We start from the raw sequence: 18,184 nt of genomic DNA, 5'->3' as shown, positions 1-18,184 counted from the left end.
GGGATAGGCGGCCGTCGTGAGGCAAGCGTCGGATTCGGCGGGTGGCGAGAACGGGTGAGCGGGAGAAGGCCCGACGTAGGCTGGCTGTATGCAGCCGCCGGAGGGCCCGCAGCTGGTCGCCGAGGTTGTCCGGGGGCTGCGCAGCGGTGCGCCGTTCGTGGAGAGTTGCCATCACGGCACCGTCATCGGCCTCGGTCGGGACGGGGACGGTGCGCTCATCGTCGGCGTGCCCGACCACCCGATCTTCCCCCGGTCGGCGGTCAAGCCCCTTCAGGCCGCCGCGATGCTTCGTGCCGGGCTGGACGGCATCTTCCTGAGCCGGGAGATCCCCGGTGACCTGCTTGCCATTGTGTCGAGTTCCCACAGCGGCGAGCCGGTGCATCTCGCGCGGGTGCTGGAGATCCTCTCGGTGGCGGGCGTCTCCATCGACACCCTGCGCTGTCCCGCCGATCTTCCGTTGGGCCCGGCCGCGGCCCAGGCGCACCTTCGCTCCGGGGGCCGCGCGGAGCCGGTGCTGATGAACTGCTCCGGCAAGCACGCGGGGATGATCGTCTGCTGCGTAGCGGCCGGCTGGCCGATCGAGAACTACACCGATCCCGATCATCCGTTGCAGCAGGTGATCCGGCGCACGATCGAGGAGCTGGCCGGCGAGGAGATCGTCGCGACCAGCGTGGACGGGTGCGGGGCCCCATTGTTCGCGTTCTCGCTCACGGGCCTGGCCCGCGGACTGCGGGCGATGGTCCGGGCTGCGCCGGGCAGCCCCGAGTGGCGGGTCATCAACGCCATGCGGGCGCATCCCGAGCTGATCGGGGGTGTCGGCCGGTCCGACACCGACCTGATGCGGGCGGTACCCGGCGTCGTCGCGAAGAACGGCGCCGAGGGTGTCACGGTGGTGGCGACGCCCGAGGGTCACGTGGTCGCGGTCAAGATCGCGGATGGGAGCGGGCGGCCCGGCATCCCGGTTGCGCTGGCCGTGCTGACCCGCCTGGGTGCTCTTCCCGGTCCGGACGCCCCCGGGCACCTGGAGCTCGACTTCGCTCAGCTCGCCGTGCTCGGGGCGCCCACGGTGCTCGGCGGCGGGCGCCCGGCCGGTTCCCTACGCGTGCGGCTACCGGTCTGACCCGATCGAAGGCCGGTGACGAACCACCGGCCGCCGGGATGGGTGCGGCGGGCGGCCACGCGGTAGGTATGCCGGATCTGCTCGGCGGTGGCGCTGGGCGGCACGTCCAGCACCTCGTACAGCGAGCGTTGCACGCGCACGGGGTGTCTCCTGCCATTGCCGACCACCCGGACCGGGCGACTGCGAGCCCGGTGTCATGGCGAAAGTACCTACACATGACCAGAATGGGCCTTGGGCGGCCCGGGGGGCGAGCGAGAGTTCGGAGGCCGGGACAGCACGCAAAGTAGGATTTTCTGTGCATTGCGGCTCTTGGCTCCCAGGATCGTCTTGTCGGTCATGCCGGCCTTGTTCCGGTTCGGCCGACGGTGCGCTCGGGGCGCAGCGTGCGTGCCAGGGTGGGACAGGATGGGTGGATGGGGCAACGGCAGAACTCGGAGATCGTCACCGAGGTCGCGTCGCTGGTACAGGATCCGGACATCGCCGAGCGGCTGACCGTGACCGGGCCCGCCGACGTCCTTCCCAGCCTCTACCGGGTGACGATGATGGCGGCCGCGTCGGTGGCGGCCGCGGCTGTCGGGGCCAGCCGCCTGCTCGCGGCCCGCGGCGGCGGGGCCCCGCCGGAGGTCACCGTGGACACCCGTCACGCGAGCGCGGTCTTCCGCAGCGAACGGTACCTGCGGATGGCCGGCAAGCCACCGCCGAGCCCGTGGGACGCGATCTCCGGGTATTACCGCACCGGGGACGACCGGTGGATCCAGCTGCACTGTAACTTCCCGCACCACCGCAACGGGATCCTGGATCTTCTTGGGACGCCGGGCGAGCGCGCCGCCGTCGAACGGGTCATCCGCCGTTTCGAGGCCGAGCCGCTGGAACTCGAGCTGCACGCCATGGGTCTGTGCGCCAGCATGGCCCGCAGCGAGCGGGAATGGCGCGAGCACAGGCAGGCCCGGGCGGTCGACGAGCTTCCCCTCGTCGAGGTGCGCCGGCTCGGCGACGGCCCGGTGCTCGCCGCGCCCCTGGCCGAGACGCCGGCCGCGGGTCTGCGGGTGCTCGACCTGACCCGGGTCATCGCCGGTCCCGTCGCCGGTCGCACGCTGGCCGCCTACGGAGCCGACGTCCTGCGGGTCGGCGCCGCCCACCTGCCGGAGGTGCACACGGTGCTCGTCGACACCGGGTTCGGCAAGCGCAACGCCTTCCTCAGCCTGCGGGTGGCCGCGGACGCCCGCAGGCTGCGCGAGCTGATCGCCTCGGCGGACGTGGTGCTCCAGGCCTACCGGCCGATGGCCCTCGACCGGCTCGACTTCGGCCCGGAGACGGTCGCCAGGATCCGGCCGGGCATCGTCTGCGCGACCATCACCGCGTACGGACGGCAGGGCCCCTGGAGCGGTCTGCGCGGGTTCGACAGTCTGGTCCAGACCGCGTCCGGCATCGCGACCGCCGCCGCGGCGGTGACCGGATCCGACCGCCCCGTGCCGCTGCCGGCACAGGCCCTCGATCACGCGACCGGCTACCTCACCGTCTACGGGGTGCTGGACGCGCTGGCGCGCCGGGCGACCGAGGGGGGCAGCTGGCACGTCGGTGTGTCCCTGGCCCGGACTGGTCGTTGGCTGCAGGGGCTGGGACACCACGACACGCTCGCGCTCTCCGACCCGACCCGGGAGGATGTCGAGGAGTTCTGCGCCACGATGAACAGCGAGTTCGGACCCCTGTCGTACATCCGCCCGGCCGCCACTGTGGCCGGCGTCGCGCCGAGCTGGATCTCCCCGCCGGCACAGCTGGGCACCAGCCCGGCGGTCTGGGCATAGCCATGCTGAGGTGCCGGGTTCCGCGGGATCGCGTCGGCGTGTCCACCGTGCGCCGGCCCGCCCATCCGGGGGGCGGTGCGAATTGATGCTGGTCAGCCCGTCATTCTCTAGGCGGTGGCGCACCGGCTCGCGGGCCGGGCGCATCGGGGTGACTGGGTCGGGGTGACTGGGTCGGGGTGACTGGGTCGGGGTGACTGGGCCGGGCCACGGCATCGGAGTCGGGTCCGGCGGGACCGGAGGAGGAATTGCATGGGTAGGCGCCCGCTCCTGGGAGTGATAGCCCTTGCCGCGACCGTGGCGTTGACCGCGGTGGCCTGTGGGAGTGACAGTGGTTCGTCCTCGAACAGGAAGCAGACCATCACGATCGGCTTCCAGGGAGTTCTCTCGGGCGACAGCCAGCAGCTCGGTCTGAACGCCCTCTACGGCGTCCGGACGGCGATCGCCGAGGTCAACGCGGATGCGAGCGCGCCGTTCCAGCTCAAGCTCGCCGAGTCCGACGACGGTGGCTCGCCGGATCAGGGCCCGACGGCCGCCCAGAAGCTGATCGATGACTCCAAGGTCGTCGCGGTGGTCGGCCCGATGTTCTCCGGCGCGACCAAGGCGAGCGAGCCGGCCTACACCCAGGCCGGACTGCTGTCGGTGAGCCCGTCGGCGACGAACCCCGCGCTCACTACCCTGGGCTTCAAGACCTTCTACCGGGTCATCGCCCCGGACACCGTGCAGGGCAAGGCCGCGGCCGACTACATCGCCACGGTGCTCAAGGCGACGAAGGTGTACTCGCTGGACGACAAGAGCGAGTACGGCACGGGCCTGTCGGGTGCGCTGGAGGCCGAGCTCAAGGCCAAGGGCGTCAACGTGACCCACGACGGCATCAACCCGACCAAGGACTACACGTCCGAGGCAACGAAGATCATTGCTGCCGCGCCCGAGGTCCTCTACTACTCCGGCTACTACCCCGAGTTCGCGCTGCTGTCGAAGGCGCTGAAGAGCAAGGGCTTCACCAGAAAGATCATCAGTGGTGACGGCTCGCTCGACCCGCAGTACGTCGCGCAGGCCGGGGCCGCCGCGGCCGAGGGTGCCTACCTCACCTGCCCCTGCGGCGACGCCAACACCGACCCGAAGGCCGCGTCCTTCGTCGCGTCCTACAAGAAGGTCAACAACGGGGCGAAGCCCGGCACCTATTCCGGTGAGGCCTACGACGCCACGCTCGCCCTCGCGGACGTCTTCAAGAAGCTCGGCAAGGACGTCACCCGGGAGTCCGTGGCCGGCGCGTTCGGTTCCGTGAACTTCCCCGGCATCACGAAGACCGTGGCGTTCGAGCCGAACGGCGAGGTCAAGGGCTCCAACGTGTTCGTCTACCAGGTCAAGGGCGGACAGATCACCGTTCTCGGCAACATCGCGGACCTGGTCAAGTCCTGATGTCGGTGCGGGCGGTGGCCGGGGGTGGGACGTCCGGCCACCGCTTCGCCTGGTGGTGAACGAGGCACACGGATGGGTTTCCTCGACCAGTTCTGGCAGCTGACCGTCGACGGTCTGACGGTCGGCTCCCTGTACGCGGTCATCGCGCTCGGGTACACTCTCGTCTACGGAGTCCTTCAGCTCATTAACTTCGCGCACAGCGAGGTCTTCATGCTGGGATCCTTCGGCGGGCTGTTTGCCGCCCGCGCCCTGCTGCCCGGGGACGGCTCGGTCCCGGGCGGCCTCGAATCGGTGGGCCTGGTGACCATGGGTCTCGGCGCCGGCGCGATCTGCGGCGGGCTCGCCGCCTTCACGCTCGAACGGGTGGCGTACCGGCCGCTGCGGCGCCGTTCCGCCCCCCGGCTGGCCTACCTCATCAGCGCCATCGGGGCCTCGCTGTTCGCGGTGAACCTCGCCGGCAAGGAGTTCGGCCGGCAGAACGTGGCCCTGCCCAACCTGTTCACCGACGGAACGGTGTTCACGCTGTTCGGAGCGGGCGTCTCCACCCAGTCGCTGGTCATCTTCGCGGTCGCGATCGCGATGCTGGTCGGACTGGACCGGCTGGTCGCGGGGACCCGGCTCGGGCAGGGCATCCGCGCGGTGGCCCAGGACGCCGACACCGCGGTTCTCATGGGCGTGAACGTCGAACGCATCATCATCGTCACGTTCGTGCTCGGCGGCCTGCTGGCCGGAGCCGGCGGCTTCCTGTACGCGATGACGTTCAACGCCTCGTACAGCATGGGGTTCGTCCCCGGAGTGAAGGCGTTCACCGCCGCGGTCCTCGGCGGCATCGGTAACGTGCGCGGGGCGATGCTCGGCGGCCTGCTCCTCGGATTGGTGGAAAGCTACGGCGGATACATCTTCCAGACGTCCTACAAGGACGTGATCGCTTTCCTGGTCCTGGTCGGCATCCTGATGATCCGATCGTCCGGCCTGCTCGGGGAACGTCTGGGGAGGGCAGCGTGAGCGCTGCGACGTCGTCCGCCCGCCCGCCGACCGCCGGGGCACTGCTCCCGCCCGCCGGGGCGGGTGGCGAGCCTGGTGGCGGCCCGGCGGGCGCATTGCTGCGTCCGGCCGTGCTGTTCTCCCTGGCCCGGCTGCGCCAGCTCGGGGTACTGCTGCTGGTGGGTGTGCTCGCCGCGGTGGTGACCGGTCCGGCCGGGGGCTCCGACAAACCGCTGAAGGCATTTCAGGATTCGGTGCTGGACGCGCGGATCCTGCCCTACCTGGGGCTCGCCGTCGCGTTGTGGATCGTCCTGGCACTCGGCGTCGAATTGCGGGGCGCGGCGGGCCGGCTGGCGGCCGGCCTCCGGGGGCCGGTGAGTGCGGCCTACGCCACCCGGGGCGGCCCGATCGCGCTGAACCTGACGCTCCTGGCGGTCGCGATCATTGCCCCGCTGGTCGTCTCGACCGCCGCGCAGCAGTCGATGGTCAACGACATCGGCATCTACGCGCTGCTCGCACTGGGCCTGAACGTCGTGGTCGGCTACGCCGGCCTGCTCGACCTCGGCTACATCGCCTTCTTCGCCATCGGTGCCTACACGACGGCCTACTTCACCTCACAGACCGCGATGCCGTGGCACGCGCCTTTCGTGCTCAACCCGTTCTTCGTCTTCCCGATTGCGCTGGTCCTCGCCGCGCTCGCCGGCGTCGTCCTGGGCGCGCCGACGCTGCGGCTGCGGGGTGACTACCTGGCGATCGTCACGCTCGGTTTCGGTGAGATCATCCATCTGATCGCGAACAACGCCGACAACATCACGAACGGTGCCCGGGGGGCCTTCGGCGTTCCGCACCTGTCGATCAACCTGCTCGGCCTCGACTACGAGTGGGGCATCGACCCGCTACCGTATTATTACCTACTCCTGGTCATCATCGTCGGAGTCATGATCGCCTTCGGTCGGCTGGAACGGTCCAGGATCGGCCGGGCCTGGGCGGCGATCCGCGAGGACGAGATCGCCGCCGAGGCGACCGGGGTCGCGACCCTGCGGATGAAGCTGCTCGCCTTCGCTATCGGCGCCTCGGTGTCGGGCTTCGCCGGCGTGCTCTTCGCCTCCAAACAGTTCTTCAACCCGCAGAGCTTCAGCCTGCAGGCGTCGTTCTTCGTCGTCGCCGTCGTCATCTTCGGCGGGATGGGTTCCCGGCTCGGGGTGGTGGTCGGTGCCGTCGTCCTCCAGGGCATCGCCTTCTACCTGCGCGACAAGGTCCCGCCCGCGGACCGGTACATCTACTTCGGGGCCGTCATCGTGATCATGATGATCTTCCGTCCGCAGGGACTCGTGCCGTCGCGCCGACGGCGTCGGGAGATCCAGCTTGCGGAGGCCGGCATCGGCGCGGCGGACTCCCTGGGCGCCGCGCCCACGGGAGGCAAGCCGTGACCAGGGGCGGAGCGCACCGCGTCTCGCCGCCGGGACACCGGCGCTCCCGGGGCCGGCAGCGCGGGGACAGCCAGGGCCGCGGGGACAGCCAGGGCCGCGGGGACGCCGGGCGCGGCGGAGGCCCGGAGGACCTGGTGGTGGAGGCCCGCGGCCTGGCGCTGCGGTTCGGGGGTGTGACCAGCCTCGACGGCGTCTCACTGCGCCAGCGCCGAGGCGAGATCCTGGCGGTGATCGGACCGAACGGGGCCGGCAAGACCTCGCTGTTCAACTGCCTCACCGGGGCATACCGCCCGCAGCAGGGATCGGTCACCTTCTGGCCCCGGCCCGGCTGGCCGGCCGAGTTGGTGGGGCGCCGCCCGCACGCCATCACCCGGCTCGGCGTCGCCCGGACCTTCCAGAACATCCGGCTCTTCCCCGCTCTGTCGGCGCTGGAGAACGTCCAGATCGGGACCGAGGTGCGGCAGCGGTACGGGCCGCTGGCCGCGGTGCTGGGGCTGCCGGGCGCCCGGCGGGCCGAGCGTGACGGCGTGCGGCACGCGCTGGAGCTGCTCGAGCTCGTGGGCCTGCCGCACCGGGCGCACGAGCTCGCCGCGTCACTGCCCTACGGCGAGCAACGCCGGCTGGAGATCGCCCGGGCGCTCGGTACCGAGCCGCGTCTGCTGCTGCTCGACGAGCCCGCGGCCGGCACGAACCCGGCGGAGAAGCGCGACCTGGCGGAGATGATCATCCGGATCGCGGGCACCGGGGTGTCGGTCCTGCTCATCGAGCATGACATGCGACTGGTCATGTCGGTGGCGACCTCGGTGGTGGTGCTCAACTTCGGCCGGATCATCGCGTCCGGCACGCCGGCGGAGGTCCAGCGGGACCCGGCGGTCATCGAGGCGTACCTGGGCCTAGCCGACGCCGACGCGGCGGATCCCGATACGGCGGATCCCAGCCCGGCCGGCCCTGCCGGGTGGAAGGAACTGCGCTGATGCTGCTGACTCTGGCCGGTGTCGAGGTCGCCTACGGCGCCGTCACCGCCCTGCGCGGCGTCAGCCTGGAGGTGGCTGAGGGCGAGATCGTCACCCTGCTCGGGGCCAACGGCGCCGGCAAGACGACCACGCTGCGGACGATCTCCGGACTGCTGCGGCCCCGGGCGGGACAGGCGTGGCTGGACGGTCGCCCGTTGTCGTCGATTCCGGCGCACGAACTCGTCGGCCGGGGGGTGAGCCACGTGCCCGAGGGCCGGAGGATCTTCCCGAGCATGAGTGTCCGCGAGAACCTCCTGATGGGCGCCTACCACGATCGCCGGCACGTGCGGACCGACCTCGACCGGGTGTTCGCGCTCTTCCCCCGGCTGGCCGAGCGGGTCGCGCAGCCGGGAGGCACGTTGTCCGGTGGCGAGCAGCAGATGCTCGCGATCGGACGCGCGCTGATGAGCCGTCCCCGGCTGATGCTCCTCGACGAGCCGTCGATGGGGTTGGCCCCGATGATCGTTCAGACCATCTTCGAGGTGATCGCGGAGATCAACCGGGAGGGGGTCGCGGTGCTGCTGGTCGAGCAGAACGCGGCCTCGGCGCTGCGGATCGCGGGCCGTGGCTACGTGCTGGAGACCGGCGAGGTCGTGCTGGCGGGCACCGCCGCGAGCCTGCTGGCCGACGACCGGGTCCGGCAGGCCTACCTCGGCGAGGACGTCGGCGGCCGGACCACCGCGGGCTGAACCTCCCGCGACCGCGGCTCCGCCCGTCGCCACATCGGCGAGAAAGCGAATGCAGTTTGCCCCAGTGCGGCCGGCCGCCGACCGACAACATGATTTTCTCGGCGAGGTCGAAGTAGTCGCCGTGCGCACCGCGGTGATCCATGTGCACGGCGATGTAGGCGGTGTCGCGGCCGTACGCCGTCGACATCGGGATCTCGTCCGCGGCGGCGCATCGGACCTCCACCGGGAAGACGGCGCGCACGTCCGCGCTCCCCATGGCGTAGACCAGCTCACGCAGCGTCGCGGCGAGATCGGCACGGGGGAGGGCGTACTCCATCTCCTTGAACCGGACCCGGCGGTGGGAGGTGAACACCCGGTAGGACAGGTCGCGGAACGTGCGGCTGCCCGACGCCCGCGCGCTGACGTGCGCGATGGGCCGCACCGCCGCGGGCATCCGCCGGCCCGTCGTCATCAGCGCGCCAAAGAGGGTGTTCGACACCAGTTCGTCGTCGACCCAGCAGCGCAGCCGGGGCAGCGGCGCCAGGCCGTCGTCGAGCGGACGCCGCTGACCGCGTCTGACCAGGGCCGTCGTGGTGTGCGGAAACCACGAGAAGCGAAGGTAGTCGGTCTGGTCGACGAGCTCGTCGTAGGAGTCGAGGACCTTGTCCAGGCGCATCGGGCCCTCCTGGACCTGCAGGGCGAACAGCGGCGCCGCCTGCAGGGTGACCGACGTGACGACGCCGACGGCACCCAGGCCCAGCCGGGCGGCGGCGAACAACTCGGGACGTTCGCCGCGTGAACAGGTGACCACGCTGCCGTCGCCGAGCACCACCTCGAGCGCCCGGACCTGGGTGCACAGGCCGCCGAAGCGGGCCCCGGTGCCGTGGGTGCCGGTTGAGATGGCACCCACGATGGTCACCTCGTCGACGTCGCCCTGGTTGGTCAGGGCGAGCCCGGCCTCCGCGAGCAGCCGGTTCAGCCGGCGCATGGTCATCCCACCGCGCACCGTCACCAGGCCGCTGCCGCCGTCCAGGGCAACGAGGTCGGCGCACCTGTCCAGGCAGACCTGGACGGAGCCCGGGTCCGGGCGGCCGATGGCGCTCATGGAATGGGACGATCCGATCGCTCGGATCTGATGACCGTCCCGGACGGCGGTACCGACCAGGGCGGAGATCTCCTCCGCGTCGCGGAGGCGGGCGAGGCGCACCGACCGGACGGTCTCATTGCCCGCCCAGTTGCGCCAAGCCGAGGACTTACCAATGGGCGAGCCCATGGGCACCTCCGTCTGCCGGGACCGATGGCCGCGGTCCGGGGCCGGTCCGGAGTCGGGACCGGCCACCATCGTGAACCGGGCCTTCCCGGCTTCACCACGCGGGGGGCGGGTGATGGCCGTTCACAGGGCGATGCGTCGTCCGACCTCCGTCCGGGCGGGATGGACCGGTCCCGTCTCCCGCAGGTATGCCGAGCATGGCATCCGACGGTGGTTCGGGCGTCCGTCGTGACGCTGCGGGGTGACGTCCTGCCGGTACCTGCTGGTCTACGAGCGTGTCGCGGTGCACCATCACGAGGGCACGGGGGCGCACAGGCACGGGGGCGCACAGGCACGGGGGCGCACAGGCACGGGGCGCACAGGCACAGGGGCGCAGGCAGGGGCACACAGGAAGACACGGCTACGGAAGGCGGATCGTATGGTGACCGCAACCGGATCTCGTCCGGCCGGGATCAGCCTCGGTCGGCTCGCCGACCTGGCGCAGGAACGGACCGGCGGCACGGCGGAGCTTCGCTTCGAGGGACGCGACCAGACGTCGGGGGAGTTGCTGGCGCGGGCCCGCCGGTTGTCGGGCGGCCTGCGGGCGGCGGGTCTGCGCCGGGGCGACCGGGTGGCCGTGTGCATGGCCAACTGTCCCGAGGTGGGTGTCACCTACCAGGCGGTGTGGCGGGCCGGTGGGGTCGTGACCCCGGTGCTGTTCCTGCTGACCGAGCACGAGCTGCGCCACGTCCTCGTCGACAGCGGAGCCCGGTTCGTGGTCACCACACCCGAGTTCCTGGACCGGGTCCGCGCGGCGGTCGGCGACGGCGGCTCGGCGGTGCGCGCCCTGATACTGGCGGACGGGGACCGGCCCGGCGTCTCCCCGCCCTCGCCGCAGTCCCCGCCTCCGCCGCAGTCCCCGTCCCCGTCCCCGCCACGATCCATGCTCCAGGCCGGCACACTCCGGGTCTGCTCCAGGCCGGCACACTCCGGGTCGGGCTCACCACCCCGGTACTGCGCTTCGCCGATCTCGAGGCCGGCGAGGAGAGTCCGGTTGTGGAGGTGGATCCTTCCGACATGGCCGCGCTGCTCTACACCGGCGGCACGACCGGGCGGGCGAAGGGGGTGGTCCTCTCGCACGACGGGCTGTCCGCGGGTGGCTGGGCAGCGATGTCGGCCACCCCGGACGAGAAGTTGGCCGGCCTGCTGCCGCTGCCGCTGTCCCACGTCTACGGGCTGACGATCAGCGTCATGACCCTGCACATGGTGAACCCCGGACCGATGGTTCTCATGCGCTGGTTCGAGCCGCGGAGCTGGCTCGACCTCGTGGTCGAGCACCAGGTGAACATCAGTGCGTTGGTGCCGTCCATGGTGGCGCAGCTGCTCGCGCAGCCCCTGCACGACTACGATCTGTCGACCCTGTGGCGGGTGACGAGCGGTGGCGCGCCGCTGCCCCGGGAGACCGCCCTCGAATGGCGCCGGCGGCTGCCCAGCGCCGAGCTGGTGGAGGGATACGGCTGTACCGAGTCATCCGCGATCATCACCACCTCGCCGGTGGGCGGAACACGACTCGGCAGCGTGGGCGTGCCCGGCCCCGGGGTCGAGGTGCGTATTGAGCTCCCCGACGGCTGCGAGGCCGGTCGGGGCCAGGACGGGGAGATCTGCGTGCGGGGCCCGATGGTGATGACGGGGTATTGGCAGGCCCCGGAGGCCACCGCGGGGGCGTTGCGGGGCGGTTGGCTGCACACCGGGGGCATCGGCCGGCTGGACCCCGACGGCTACCTGTACGTGGTTGACCGGATCAAGGATCTGATCATCCGGGGTGGCGTCAACGTCTATCCGCGCGACGTCGAGGACGGCCTGCTCGCCCATCCCGAGGTCGCCTCGTGCGGCGTCGTGGGCCGACCGGACTCCCAGCGCGGGGAGGAGGTGGTCGCGTTCGTGGAACTCGTCCCGGGTGGCACCGTCTCCCCGGAGGAGCTGGTGCGCTGGGGCCGCGCCCGGCTGGGTCCCATCCGGTACCCGCGTGAGGTGCACATCGTCGAGGCACTGCCGCTCACCAGCAGCCTGAAGACCGACCGACGGATGCTGCGGTCGCTGGCGGCGCCGAGGTCGCTGCCGGCCCCGGGGCCGCTGATGGCGCCGACCTGACCCGACGGAGCGGATGGGTTCGAGCCCCGGCTACGCTGCGGGCTGGCTTGCCATGATCGCTGACCTTCCGTCAGCTTCGGCGTTTGCCGCGATGTCTGCCGGGGGCAACCCCCCGAACCCCCGATGTCGAGCTTCGCTCGACCCGACCCGGTTCGACCCCTCTCACCTTGTCCGCGGTCCTTGTCCCGCCCGATCTCGCGGGCTGTTGCTCGCCGCGCCCTTGTTCGGTGTTCGGTATTGACCGAACACCGAACAGTGTGAACGCTGGTCCGCGTGGACACCGAGGCCCTCGTGGTCGACGCCTTCTGCCAGCTCGGAGTCGAGGCCCGACCGCCCGCCTCCGGGCCCGATCGCGGGGTCGATCTCGTGCTCGACCCGGATGGTGTCGCGGTTCCCATCGAGCTCAAGCGCCGGTCACTGGTGTCCGAGGGCGTCGCCGCGCAGCTGCTCGCGGCCAGCCGTCCACCCGGTGGATCGGGCGGCTTCCTTCTCCTGGTCGTCGCGGACCGGGTGACCGGGGCGGCCCGGAAGCTGCTGACCGAGCATCGGGCCGGCTACTACGACCTGCGCGGCCGGATCGCGCTTCGTTCGAGCAACCTTGTGATCGACGCCGAGGTCAGCCCGGTCACCGGACGCGGTGCGCGGACACGGGCCTTGAGCGGCACGGCCGGGCTCGAGGTCGCGACCGCTTTGCTCATGGAGCCGCAAGCGGGCACCGCCATCCGGGAGCTGGCGCGCCGGCTCGGCCGCTCCGCCAGCACGGTGTCGGAGCTGCTGGCGGCGCTGCGGCACGACGGTCTTGTCGACGCCGCGAACGTCGTCACGGACTCGCGGCTGTTCTGGCAGGTGGTCGAGCGCTGGCCAACGCCGCGCGCCTATCTCGCCAGACTCCCCGATCCGGGTGACACCAGCGGCGTCACCAGATCGCTGCGTCTCGGCCTGCGTGACGTGGAAAACGAGATCGGGTGGGCGTTGACGGACCCGACCGCCGCCGCGGCGTACGGTGCCCCGGTCGCTGTCCGCGCCGACCAGGTGCCTGACTTCTTCGTTCCCGATCAGGCGGTGCTCCGGCGCGCGGCTACGCTTCTCGGCGCCGCTCCGGCGCCGGCCCAGGCGCGTGCCGCGGTGCGGGTCGCACCGGTGGCGGCCGTCTGCGCCCGTCGCGTCGATCTCCTGCCCGAGCGGTGGCGGTGGCCGCTTGCGCATCCGCTGTTCGTCGCGCTCGATCTGGCTCAGGACGTGGGGCGTGGGCGCGAGATCCTCGACGCCTGGCTACCAGACCCGGGGTGGGCCCGTGTCTGGTAGCCGGGTGACCTTCCTGGGCGACGCGATGGCCGCGGTCGTCCAGGCCGTCGAGGAAGTGCGGACACTCACCGGCCAGCCGCCTGTCGTGGTCGGCGGGCTGGCGGTGCTGTGCCCGGATCTCCAACGCCCACCGGGCGACGGTCGATCTGGACGTTGTCGACCGACTGCACGGGACCACGCCGCACCTGGAGGTGCTCCGCGCAGCGGCGGGCGCGAGGGCCGTGGAGCCCGCAGGCGTCCTGCTGCCAACTCCGTATGGCCAGGTCAAGGTGGACGCGCTGGAGGTGCGGCAGGTAGAGCTCGACCAGCCGAGCGACGATCCCGGCGACCGCCTCCACGCGTCCGCGCACGCCTGGGCGAACGACACCGCCACCGAGACCGCCATCGAGGTGATCCGGTCGGTCGGCGACCGCGTGGAGGTGAGGACGCCCGTCGCCGAGCTTCTTCTCGATGCCTGCGGACGCACCTGACGCGGCCCGAGTCGGCGACCAGGCGGGCACGCCCGCGTCACAACAGGCCGCTCGCACCACGATCGGGGCTACCAACTCGCCGTAGCGGCCGACGAGCCCCGGTCAGTCACCGGCGTCGATCGGCTGGCCCGCCGTCGGCCTCGTCGAGGAGAGCGTCACCAGGATCCGCAGCCCATGATCACTGTCTACGTCGCCGCACCTCCATTTTCCACGTCTGCCCTGGCTGCCACTACCACCGGTACGAAATCGGCCCCGCCCACGCCCAAGTCCACTTGGCGGCGCGACGTCGCAACATCGGCATGGCCGGCGGCTCCCTGCTGGCCACATCCGCACTAACAGCCGCGCTCGCCCGCCGCGACGGATTTCCCTCCTCTTTCCGCATCCACAGACGCGACACAATCCTGACCGATCGCGGTCAGGAAACACCCACTGGCACCACTTCCGCCCCCACCGGGTGAGACCGGGACCCAGCCACGGCTTCGTTGCCAGCTGATCACATCACCAATCAAACCGACTTCTGAGCTCCGGCCCCGCCGGGTTGTCCATGGCCATGACCGCAGTCACGCCAGGTCCCGGGCCGCTGGCATCGCGCTCGCAGACTCCTGTGGGATCCGCGGTGGCACATCGGGCAGCAGGCTCCGGTAGGCATGACGGGGGGACGATCGTGACCGGAGTACCCCCATCAGCCATCGGCGGGCCGGGCCTTCCACCGTGTGATGCAGGACCGCGGCGAGGGCGAAGGACAGGGCGAAGTCGGCGAGGATGGCGAGCGCCGTCCCGGCCGCGGTGGTGGCGTCGACCCAGCCGAGTTCCCCGCTGATCGTGAGTGCGGCGGGGTGAACAAGATAGAAGGCGTAGGAGATCTCGCCGAAATAGACGAGTGGGCGGGAGCTGAACACCGGAATCCGGCGGCCGTCCGCCTCACGGGTGCCGGCCAGGAAGATGATGATGGCAAACGCCGGCAGTGTGAGCGTGTCGATGAATCCCTGTAGATGGCCGTAGCGGTAGCCCAGGAGTATCGAGACAACCAACCAGGCGCAGGAGAAGGTAGTAAGCATCCGACGTTGCCACGGCGTTGCGCGGGCACCCTCACGAGCCAGCAACCCAAGGGCCACGCCAAGGACGAACTCGCCGAGCCGCACCGCCGGGTTCGCGTACGCGGCAAGATCGAATCGAGAGCCCGCGGCGCTCGCCACACATGACACGGCCGCGGCAGGGAGAACGAACAGGAGCGTGGTGCGGATGCGTTCGGGGTTGGTGCGGGTCGCGAACCTGCGGTACACGTATGGGAAGACCAGGTAGAAGAACGCCTCGCAGGACAACGACCACAGCACGGCACCACCCCAGCCGAAATAGATCGACTGGGTCGGGACCCAGGCCTGGACGAGGAGCAGACTCGGCAGGATGGAGAGGGGCTTCGAGCCGAAGTCCCCGAGCGTCTCCGGCGACCACGCGATCGCGAGCCAGATCCAGATGGCGGCGAAGTACAGAGGATAGACCCGGGCGAACCGGCGCCAATAGAATTGCCCCACGGCGATCGGCCTGGCCGCCCAGGTGAGGACGAACCCCGACAGCACGAAGAAGAACGTGACGCCCACGTATCCGATGTTGCCTAGCACCGCGACCACAGGCAGAGTCCCTTGGACGTCTGCGTGGATGTGGCGGAGGAACACCAGAGTGGCGGCGACTCCCCGCAGGCCGGTCAACGTGGGCAGCTCCAGCCCGGCCTGAGACGGTGGGAGCTGCCGCGAGGGACGGAAGATCTCCTGCTGGGCAGATTCCGGCGAGGTCCTCCGGGTCAACGCGCCCCCTTGATCGTCAGCCATGCGTGCCGTCCCAGGCAAGGCCGCGGCGACACCTCGGAGAAACAAACACTAACGTAGGTATTGAATTGTCTATCGAGCCCCGATCGGGTAAACATCGTGGCGTTGGCAGCCGGCTATCGGCCGGACCTGGGACCTGGCCGGCAGTCGCCGCACAGCGTTGTGAGGTCTAGCTCGTCTGCGGACGAGCTACGAACGAGTCCCTTGGTCCGGGTCCATGGGTGGGGCGTATCACGATCTCGGTGATACTCGCGCGGTCGGGAAGTGCCACTGCCCCGGTCACGGCGTCGGCGATGTCGTCGGGCGCGATGAGCAGGTCGGCATTCCACGCCCGCCCCTCGGCCTGGAAGATTTTTTGCTGCATGGGGGTCGCGGTGCGGCCCGGGAAGACCGTGCACACCCGCACCCCGGCAGCCGAGACCTCCGCCCGCAGGCTGTCGGCGATCGCCCGCAGGGCGTGCTTGGCCGCGGCGTACTGGCCGACGCCGGCGCCGGCGGACAGGCCCTGGGTGGAGTTGATGAACACTACGTCGCCACCGGTCCGGATGAGGTTCGGGATCAGCATCTGGGTGAGCACATAGGGCGCGCGCACATTGACGTCCAGCTGTTCGTCGAGGTCGGCCAGCGGGGCGTCGGTGATCGCGCCGCGGTGGTAGGCCCCTGCCGAGTGCACCAGGATCTTCAGGTCCGTGGGCTGATCACGGACCATGTCGACCAGACAGCCGCGGTCCGCGGGATCGGTGATGTCCGCAGCCTGGTGGTGGATGGTCAGACCGACCTCGTCGGCTTCCTTGACCATCCTCGCCAGCACCTCCTGATCGCGACCGGTCGCGATGACAAGTGCGCCGGCCCGCGCCAACCGAAGGGCGATGGCGCGTCCGATCCCGCTGGAGGCACCGGTGACCAGCGCGCCGCGGCCGGCGAGCTGGGGCAGGTGGGCACATGGACTTCCGCCTGGCAGATGGTCGGCACAGGCGATAGCCAGGTTCTGCTTTGCCGTCACTGCTGGACGCTCCTCGGCAGAGTGGCGCAGGTCGCTAACCCGGACGAACGCGAACAGGTGGCCGCCGGGATCCCTGGACGGGCCCCGTCCGTCAGCGCGAACACGCGTCGATGCGAGTCGATCGCGGTCATCCGCGGCGAAGCAGCCACATTCCGCACAGCTGCGACAGTACCATTACGTAATGGTCGAGTATGCGTTGGCACCCAGGGGCGCGTCAGCTCTCCAATCCCCGCCGGGACGCCATCCCCGACGAACCAACTCTTACGTAACGGTAGAGTTAGACCTGGTGGACGCGGGGTGCCATGCGGGGTGCCATGACGAATCACATCGGGAGGGGCCGCAGAAATGATCAACAGAGGGGATGCCGGCGCTGGCGAAGGCGCCGCGGCTCTGCGGGAGCACGCACTGATCGCCGAGCTGACCGCGGTGCCCAGGTAATGACGCAGGAGCGGCTGCAGCAGATCTTCCGGGAGATCTTCGGTGACGACGGCCTCGTCATCACCGACGCCACGACCGCCGCCGACATACCCGGATGGGACTCGCTCGCGCACATCAACCTCATCTATGCTGTCGAACGCGAGTTCTCGATCCAGATCGCCGACGAACGGCTCGCGAGTTTCGCCACCGTCGGTGACCTGCGCGAGCACATCGAGGAGCTCAGCGGTGTCCACTGAGACCGACAGCAGCGAACTCGGGGACCCCGGTGACGCCGGAGCGGGGCGGGGACATCCGACGCCGAGCAGCCAAAGTCGATGACCGCCTGGCGGCCCGAAGTGGAACCGTCAACCGCGCCTTCGCCCGCGGCGCAGGCTCCGGCCGCCTCGATGAATTATGATGCCCCGGATGCCGCGGACGCGGACGCGCGGCCGGTTGAACACGAGCCATCCGTCGTCCAACTCGTGGGGTGTCATCGGCGTGGGGTCTGGAGGATCAGGACAATCGGCACAACGGTTGCCTGGTCAGGTCTGCGATCAGTTCGAAGTCCTTGTCGCGGTGCAGGAGCGTGAGCCCGGCGGTTTCCGCTGTCGCTGCGATCAGCAGATCGGGGATGCCCGGGGCCCGATGATGGCCGGCTGCGGCCAGCAGGCCTTGGACCTCGTAGGCGCGCCGGGCCACGGCTGCCGGTATGTCCCACTGGATGACCATGCGTGCAAGCGGCAGGGAGCCGGGCGTGCTCAGGGCCGTTGCGGGCCGAGTAGCCCACTTCGAGCAGCGTGACCGCGCAGATGTGTACCAGACCTTGATCGACTCGCTGTGACCAGACGGGTTCGTCGGGATGGGTTGGTATGCGGACCAGTGCCGACTTGTCGATGAGCCAGCTGTCGGTCACGACCAGGCACCGCGCATCACGTCTTCGTCGGCGAGGTCCGAGATCAGGTCGTGGAGCTGCGCCCAGTTCTCCCGCCCAAGAGGGGGACGTGTGTCGCGCGATGCCCGCTCGGCTTCGGCGGCAAGCATGCGGCGCAGATACTCGACACGCGAGATTCCGGCTCGGGCGGCGGCAGCGTCGAGCTCGGCGAGAACCGCATCGGGTACGTCACGTACGAGGATGTCGGCCACCGGCGCCACCTCGCAGGTTCGATATCAGACTCCTCAGTCATGATATCATGATTGCTTCTGTGCAGGCACCTACCCCATTCACCTCGCAACTCACCTCGCACGTACCCAAAAGTGTCCTGATATGTGGGGGCGTCTGCGGGTCGTGCGTAAGGGATCGTCATTAAATAAGTTGATCATTTGATCT

At 70.2% G+C, this 18,184-nt stretch carries 15 protein-coding genes and 2 pseudogenes; 12 read left to right on the top strand and 5 right to left on the bottom strand.

What is annotated here, in order from left to right; all coding sequences use genetic code 11:
- The first annotated feature begins 88 nt into the window (after positions 1 to 88).
- The 7 genes from AC08OJ_RS11320 (at position 89) to AC08OJ_RS11290 (ending at position 8,460) form a co-directional block, all read left to right on the top strand.
- Complete coding sequence (locus AC08OJ_RS11320) at positions 89 to 1,120, top strand: asparaginase (protein WP_476593662.1); 1,032 nt, start codon at positions 89 to 91, stop codon at positions 1,118 to 1,120.
- Between the two features lie 413 nt (positions 1,121 to 1,533).
- Positions 1,534 to 2,925, top strand: coding sequence for a CoA transferase (locus AC08OJ_RS11315; RefSeq protein WP_476595702.1), 1,392 nt, complete (start codon positions 1,534 to 1,536; stop codon positions 2,923 to 2,925).
- 249 nt (positions 2,926 to 3,174) lie between these two features.
- Positions 3,175 to 4,344: a branched-chain amino acid ABC transporter substrate-binding protein gene (locus AC08OJ_RS11310; protein WP_476593664.1), complete on the top strand. Its 1,170-nt coding sequence runs from the start codon at positions 3,175 to 3,177 to the stop codon at positions 4,342 to 4,344.
- Positions 4,345 to 4,416: 72 nt separating this feature from the next.
- On the top strand, positions 4,417 to 5,349 hold the full coding sequence (locus AC08OJ_RS11305; protein ID WP_476593665.1) for a branched-chain amino acid ABC transporter permease: 933 nt from the start codon (positions 4,417 to 4,419) through the stop codon (positions 5,347 to 5,349).
- Entirely contained in the window at positions 5,346 to 6,758 is a 1,413-nt protein-coding gene (locus AC08OJ_RS11300; RefSeq protein ID WP_476595701.1) for a branched-chain amino acid ABC transporter permease, read from the top strand. The genes AC08OJ_RS11305 and AC08OJ_RS11300 overlap by 4 nt, the downstream gene beginning before the upstream one ends.
- Positions 6,755 to 7,732 carry an ABC transporter ATP-binding protein gene (locus AC08OJ_RS11295; protein WP_476595700.1) on the top strand — a complete coding sequence of 326 codons (978 nt, stop codon included), beginning with the start codon at positions 6,755 to 6,757 and terminating at the stop codon, positions 7,730 to 7,732. The genes AC08OJ_RS11300 and AC08OJ_RS11295 overlap by 4 nt, the downstream gene beginning before the upstream one ends.
- Complete coding sequence (locus AC08OJ_RS11290) at positions 7,732 to 8,460, top strand: ABC transporter ATP-binding protein (protein ID WP_462187302.1); 729 nt, start codon at positions 7,732 to 7,734, stop codon at positions 8,458 to 8,460. The genes AC08OJ_RS11295 and AC08OJ_RS11290 overlap by 1 nt, the downstream gene beginning before the upstream one ends.
- Positions 8,461 to 8,509: 49 nt before the next feature.
- Here AC08OJ_RS11290 and AC08OJ_RS11285 read toward each other — a convergent pair.
- Positions 8,510 to 9,712 (bottom strand): annotated as a pseudogene (locus AC08OJ_RS11285) (D-arabinono-1,4-lactone oxidase); the annotation flags it as partial.
- Positions 9,713 to 10,127: 415 nt separating this feature from the next.
- Here AC08OJ_RS11285 and AC08OJ_RS11280 point away from each other — a divergent pair.
- The 4 genes and pseudogenes from AC08OJ_RS11280 to AC08OJ_RS11265 all read left to right on the top strand — a co-directional run.
- Positions 10,128 to 10,532: pseudogene (locus AC08OJ_RS11280) on the top strand (AMP-binding protein); the annotation flags it as partial.
- Between the two features lie 212 nt (positions 10,533 to 10,744).
- Positions 10,745 to 11,839: a class I adenylate-forming enzyme family protein gene (locus AC08OJ_RS11275; protein ID WP_476595699.1), complete on the top strand. Its 1,095-nt coding sequence runs from the start codon at positions 10,745 to 10,747 to the stop codon at positions 11,837 to 11,839.
- Positions 11,840 to 12,112: 273 nt separating this feature from the next.
- A complete protein-coding gene (locus tag AC08OJ_RS11270; RefSeq protein WP_476595698.1) occupies positions 12,113 to 13,144 on the top strand; it encodes a helix-turn-helix domain-containing protein in 1,032 nt (343 codons plus the stop codon).
- 221 nt (positions 13,145 to 13,365) lie between these two features.
- On the top strand, positions 13,366 to 13,614 hold the full coding sequence (locus tag AC08OJ_RS11265; RefSeq protein WP_476594126.1) for a hypothetical protein: 249 nt from the start codon (positions 13,366 to 13,368) through the stop codon (positions 13,612 to 13,614).
- A 560-nt stretch (positions 13,615 to 14,174) separates the two neighbouring features.
- Here AC08OJ_RS11265 and AC08OJ_RS11260 read toward each other — a convergent pair.
- Positions 14,175 to 15,440: an acyltransferase family protein gene (locus tag AC08OJ_RS11260; protein ID WP_476595697.1), complete on the bottom strand. Its 1,266-nt coding sequence runs from the start codon at positions 15,438 to 15,440 to the stop codon at positions 14,175 to 14,177.
- Between the two features lie 166 nt (positions 15,441 to 15,606).
- Positions 15,607 to 16,440, bottom strand: a complete 834-nt coding sequence (locus AC08OJ_RS11255) for an SDR family oxidoreductase (protein ID WP_476594124.1) — start codon at positions 16,438 to 16,440, stop codon at positions 15,607 to 15,609.
- A gap of 437 nt (positions 16,441 to 16,877) precedes the next feature.
- Here AC08OJ_RS11255 and AC08OJ_RS11250 point away from each other — a divergent pair, with 437 nt between their 5' ends.
- Positions 16,878 to 17,114 carry an acyl carrier protein gene (locus tag AC08OJ_RS11250; RefSeq protein WP_476594123.1) on the top strand — a complete coding sequence of 79 codons (237 nt, stop codon included), beginning with the start codon at positions 16,878 to 16,880 and terminating at the stop codon, positions 17,112 to 17,114.
- A gap of 256 nt (positions 17,115 to 17,370) precedes the next feature.
- On the opposite strand, the gene AC08OJ_RS11245 is transcribed toward AC08OJ_RS11250, so the two are convergent.
- Complete coding sequence (locus AC08OJ_RS11245; protein WP_476595696.1) at positions 17,371 to 17,586, bottom strand: PIN domain-containing protein; 216 nt, start codon at positions 17,584 to 17,586, stop codon at positions 17,371 to 17,373.
- A 180-nt stretch (positions 17,587 to 17,766) separates the two neighbouring features.
- A complete protein-coding gene (vapB, locus tag AC08OJ_RS11240; protein WP_476595695.1) occupies positions 17,767 to 18,000 on the bottom strand; it encodes a type II toxin-antitoxin system VapB family antitoxin in 234 nt (77 codons plus the stop codon).
- Between the last annotated feature and the right edge of the window lie 184 nt (positions 18,001 to 18,184).

The organism is Frankia sp. CgKIO3 (assembly GCF_977946435.1).
This window is presented reverse-complemented; position numbering and strand designations above follow the sequence as displayed.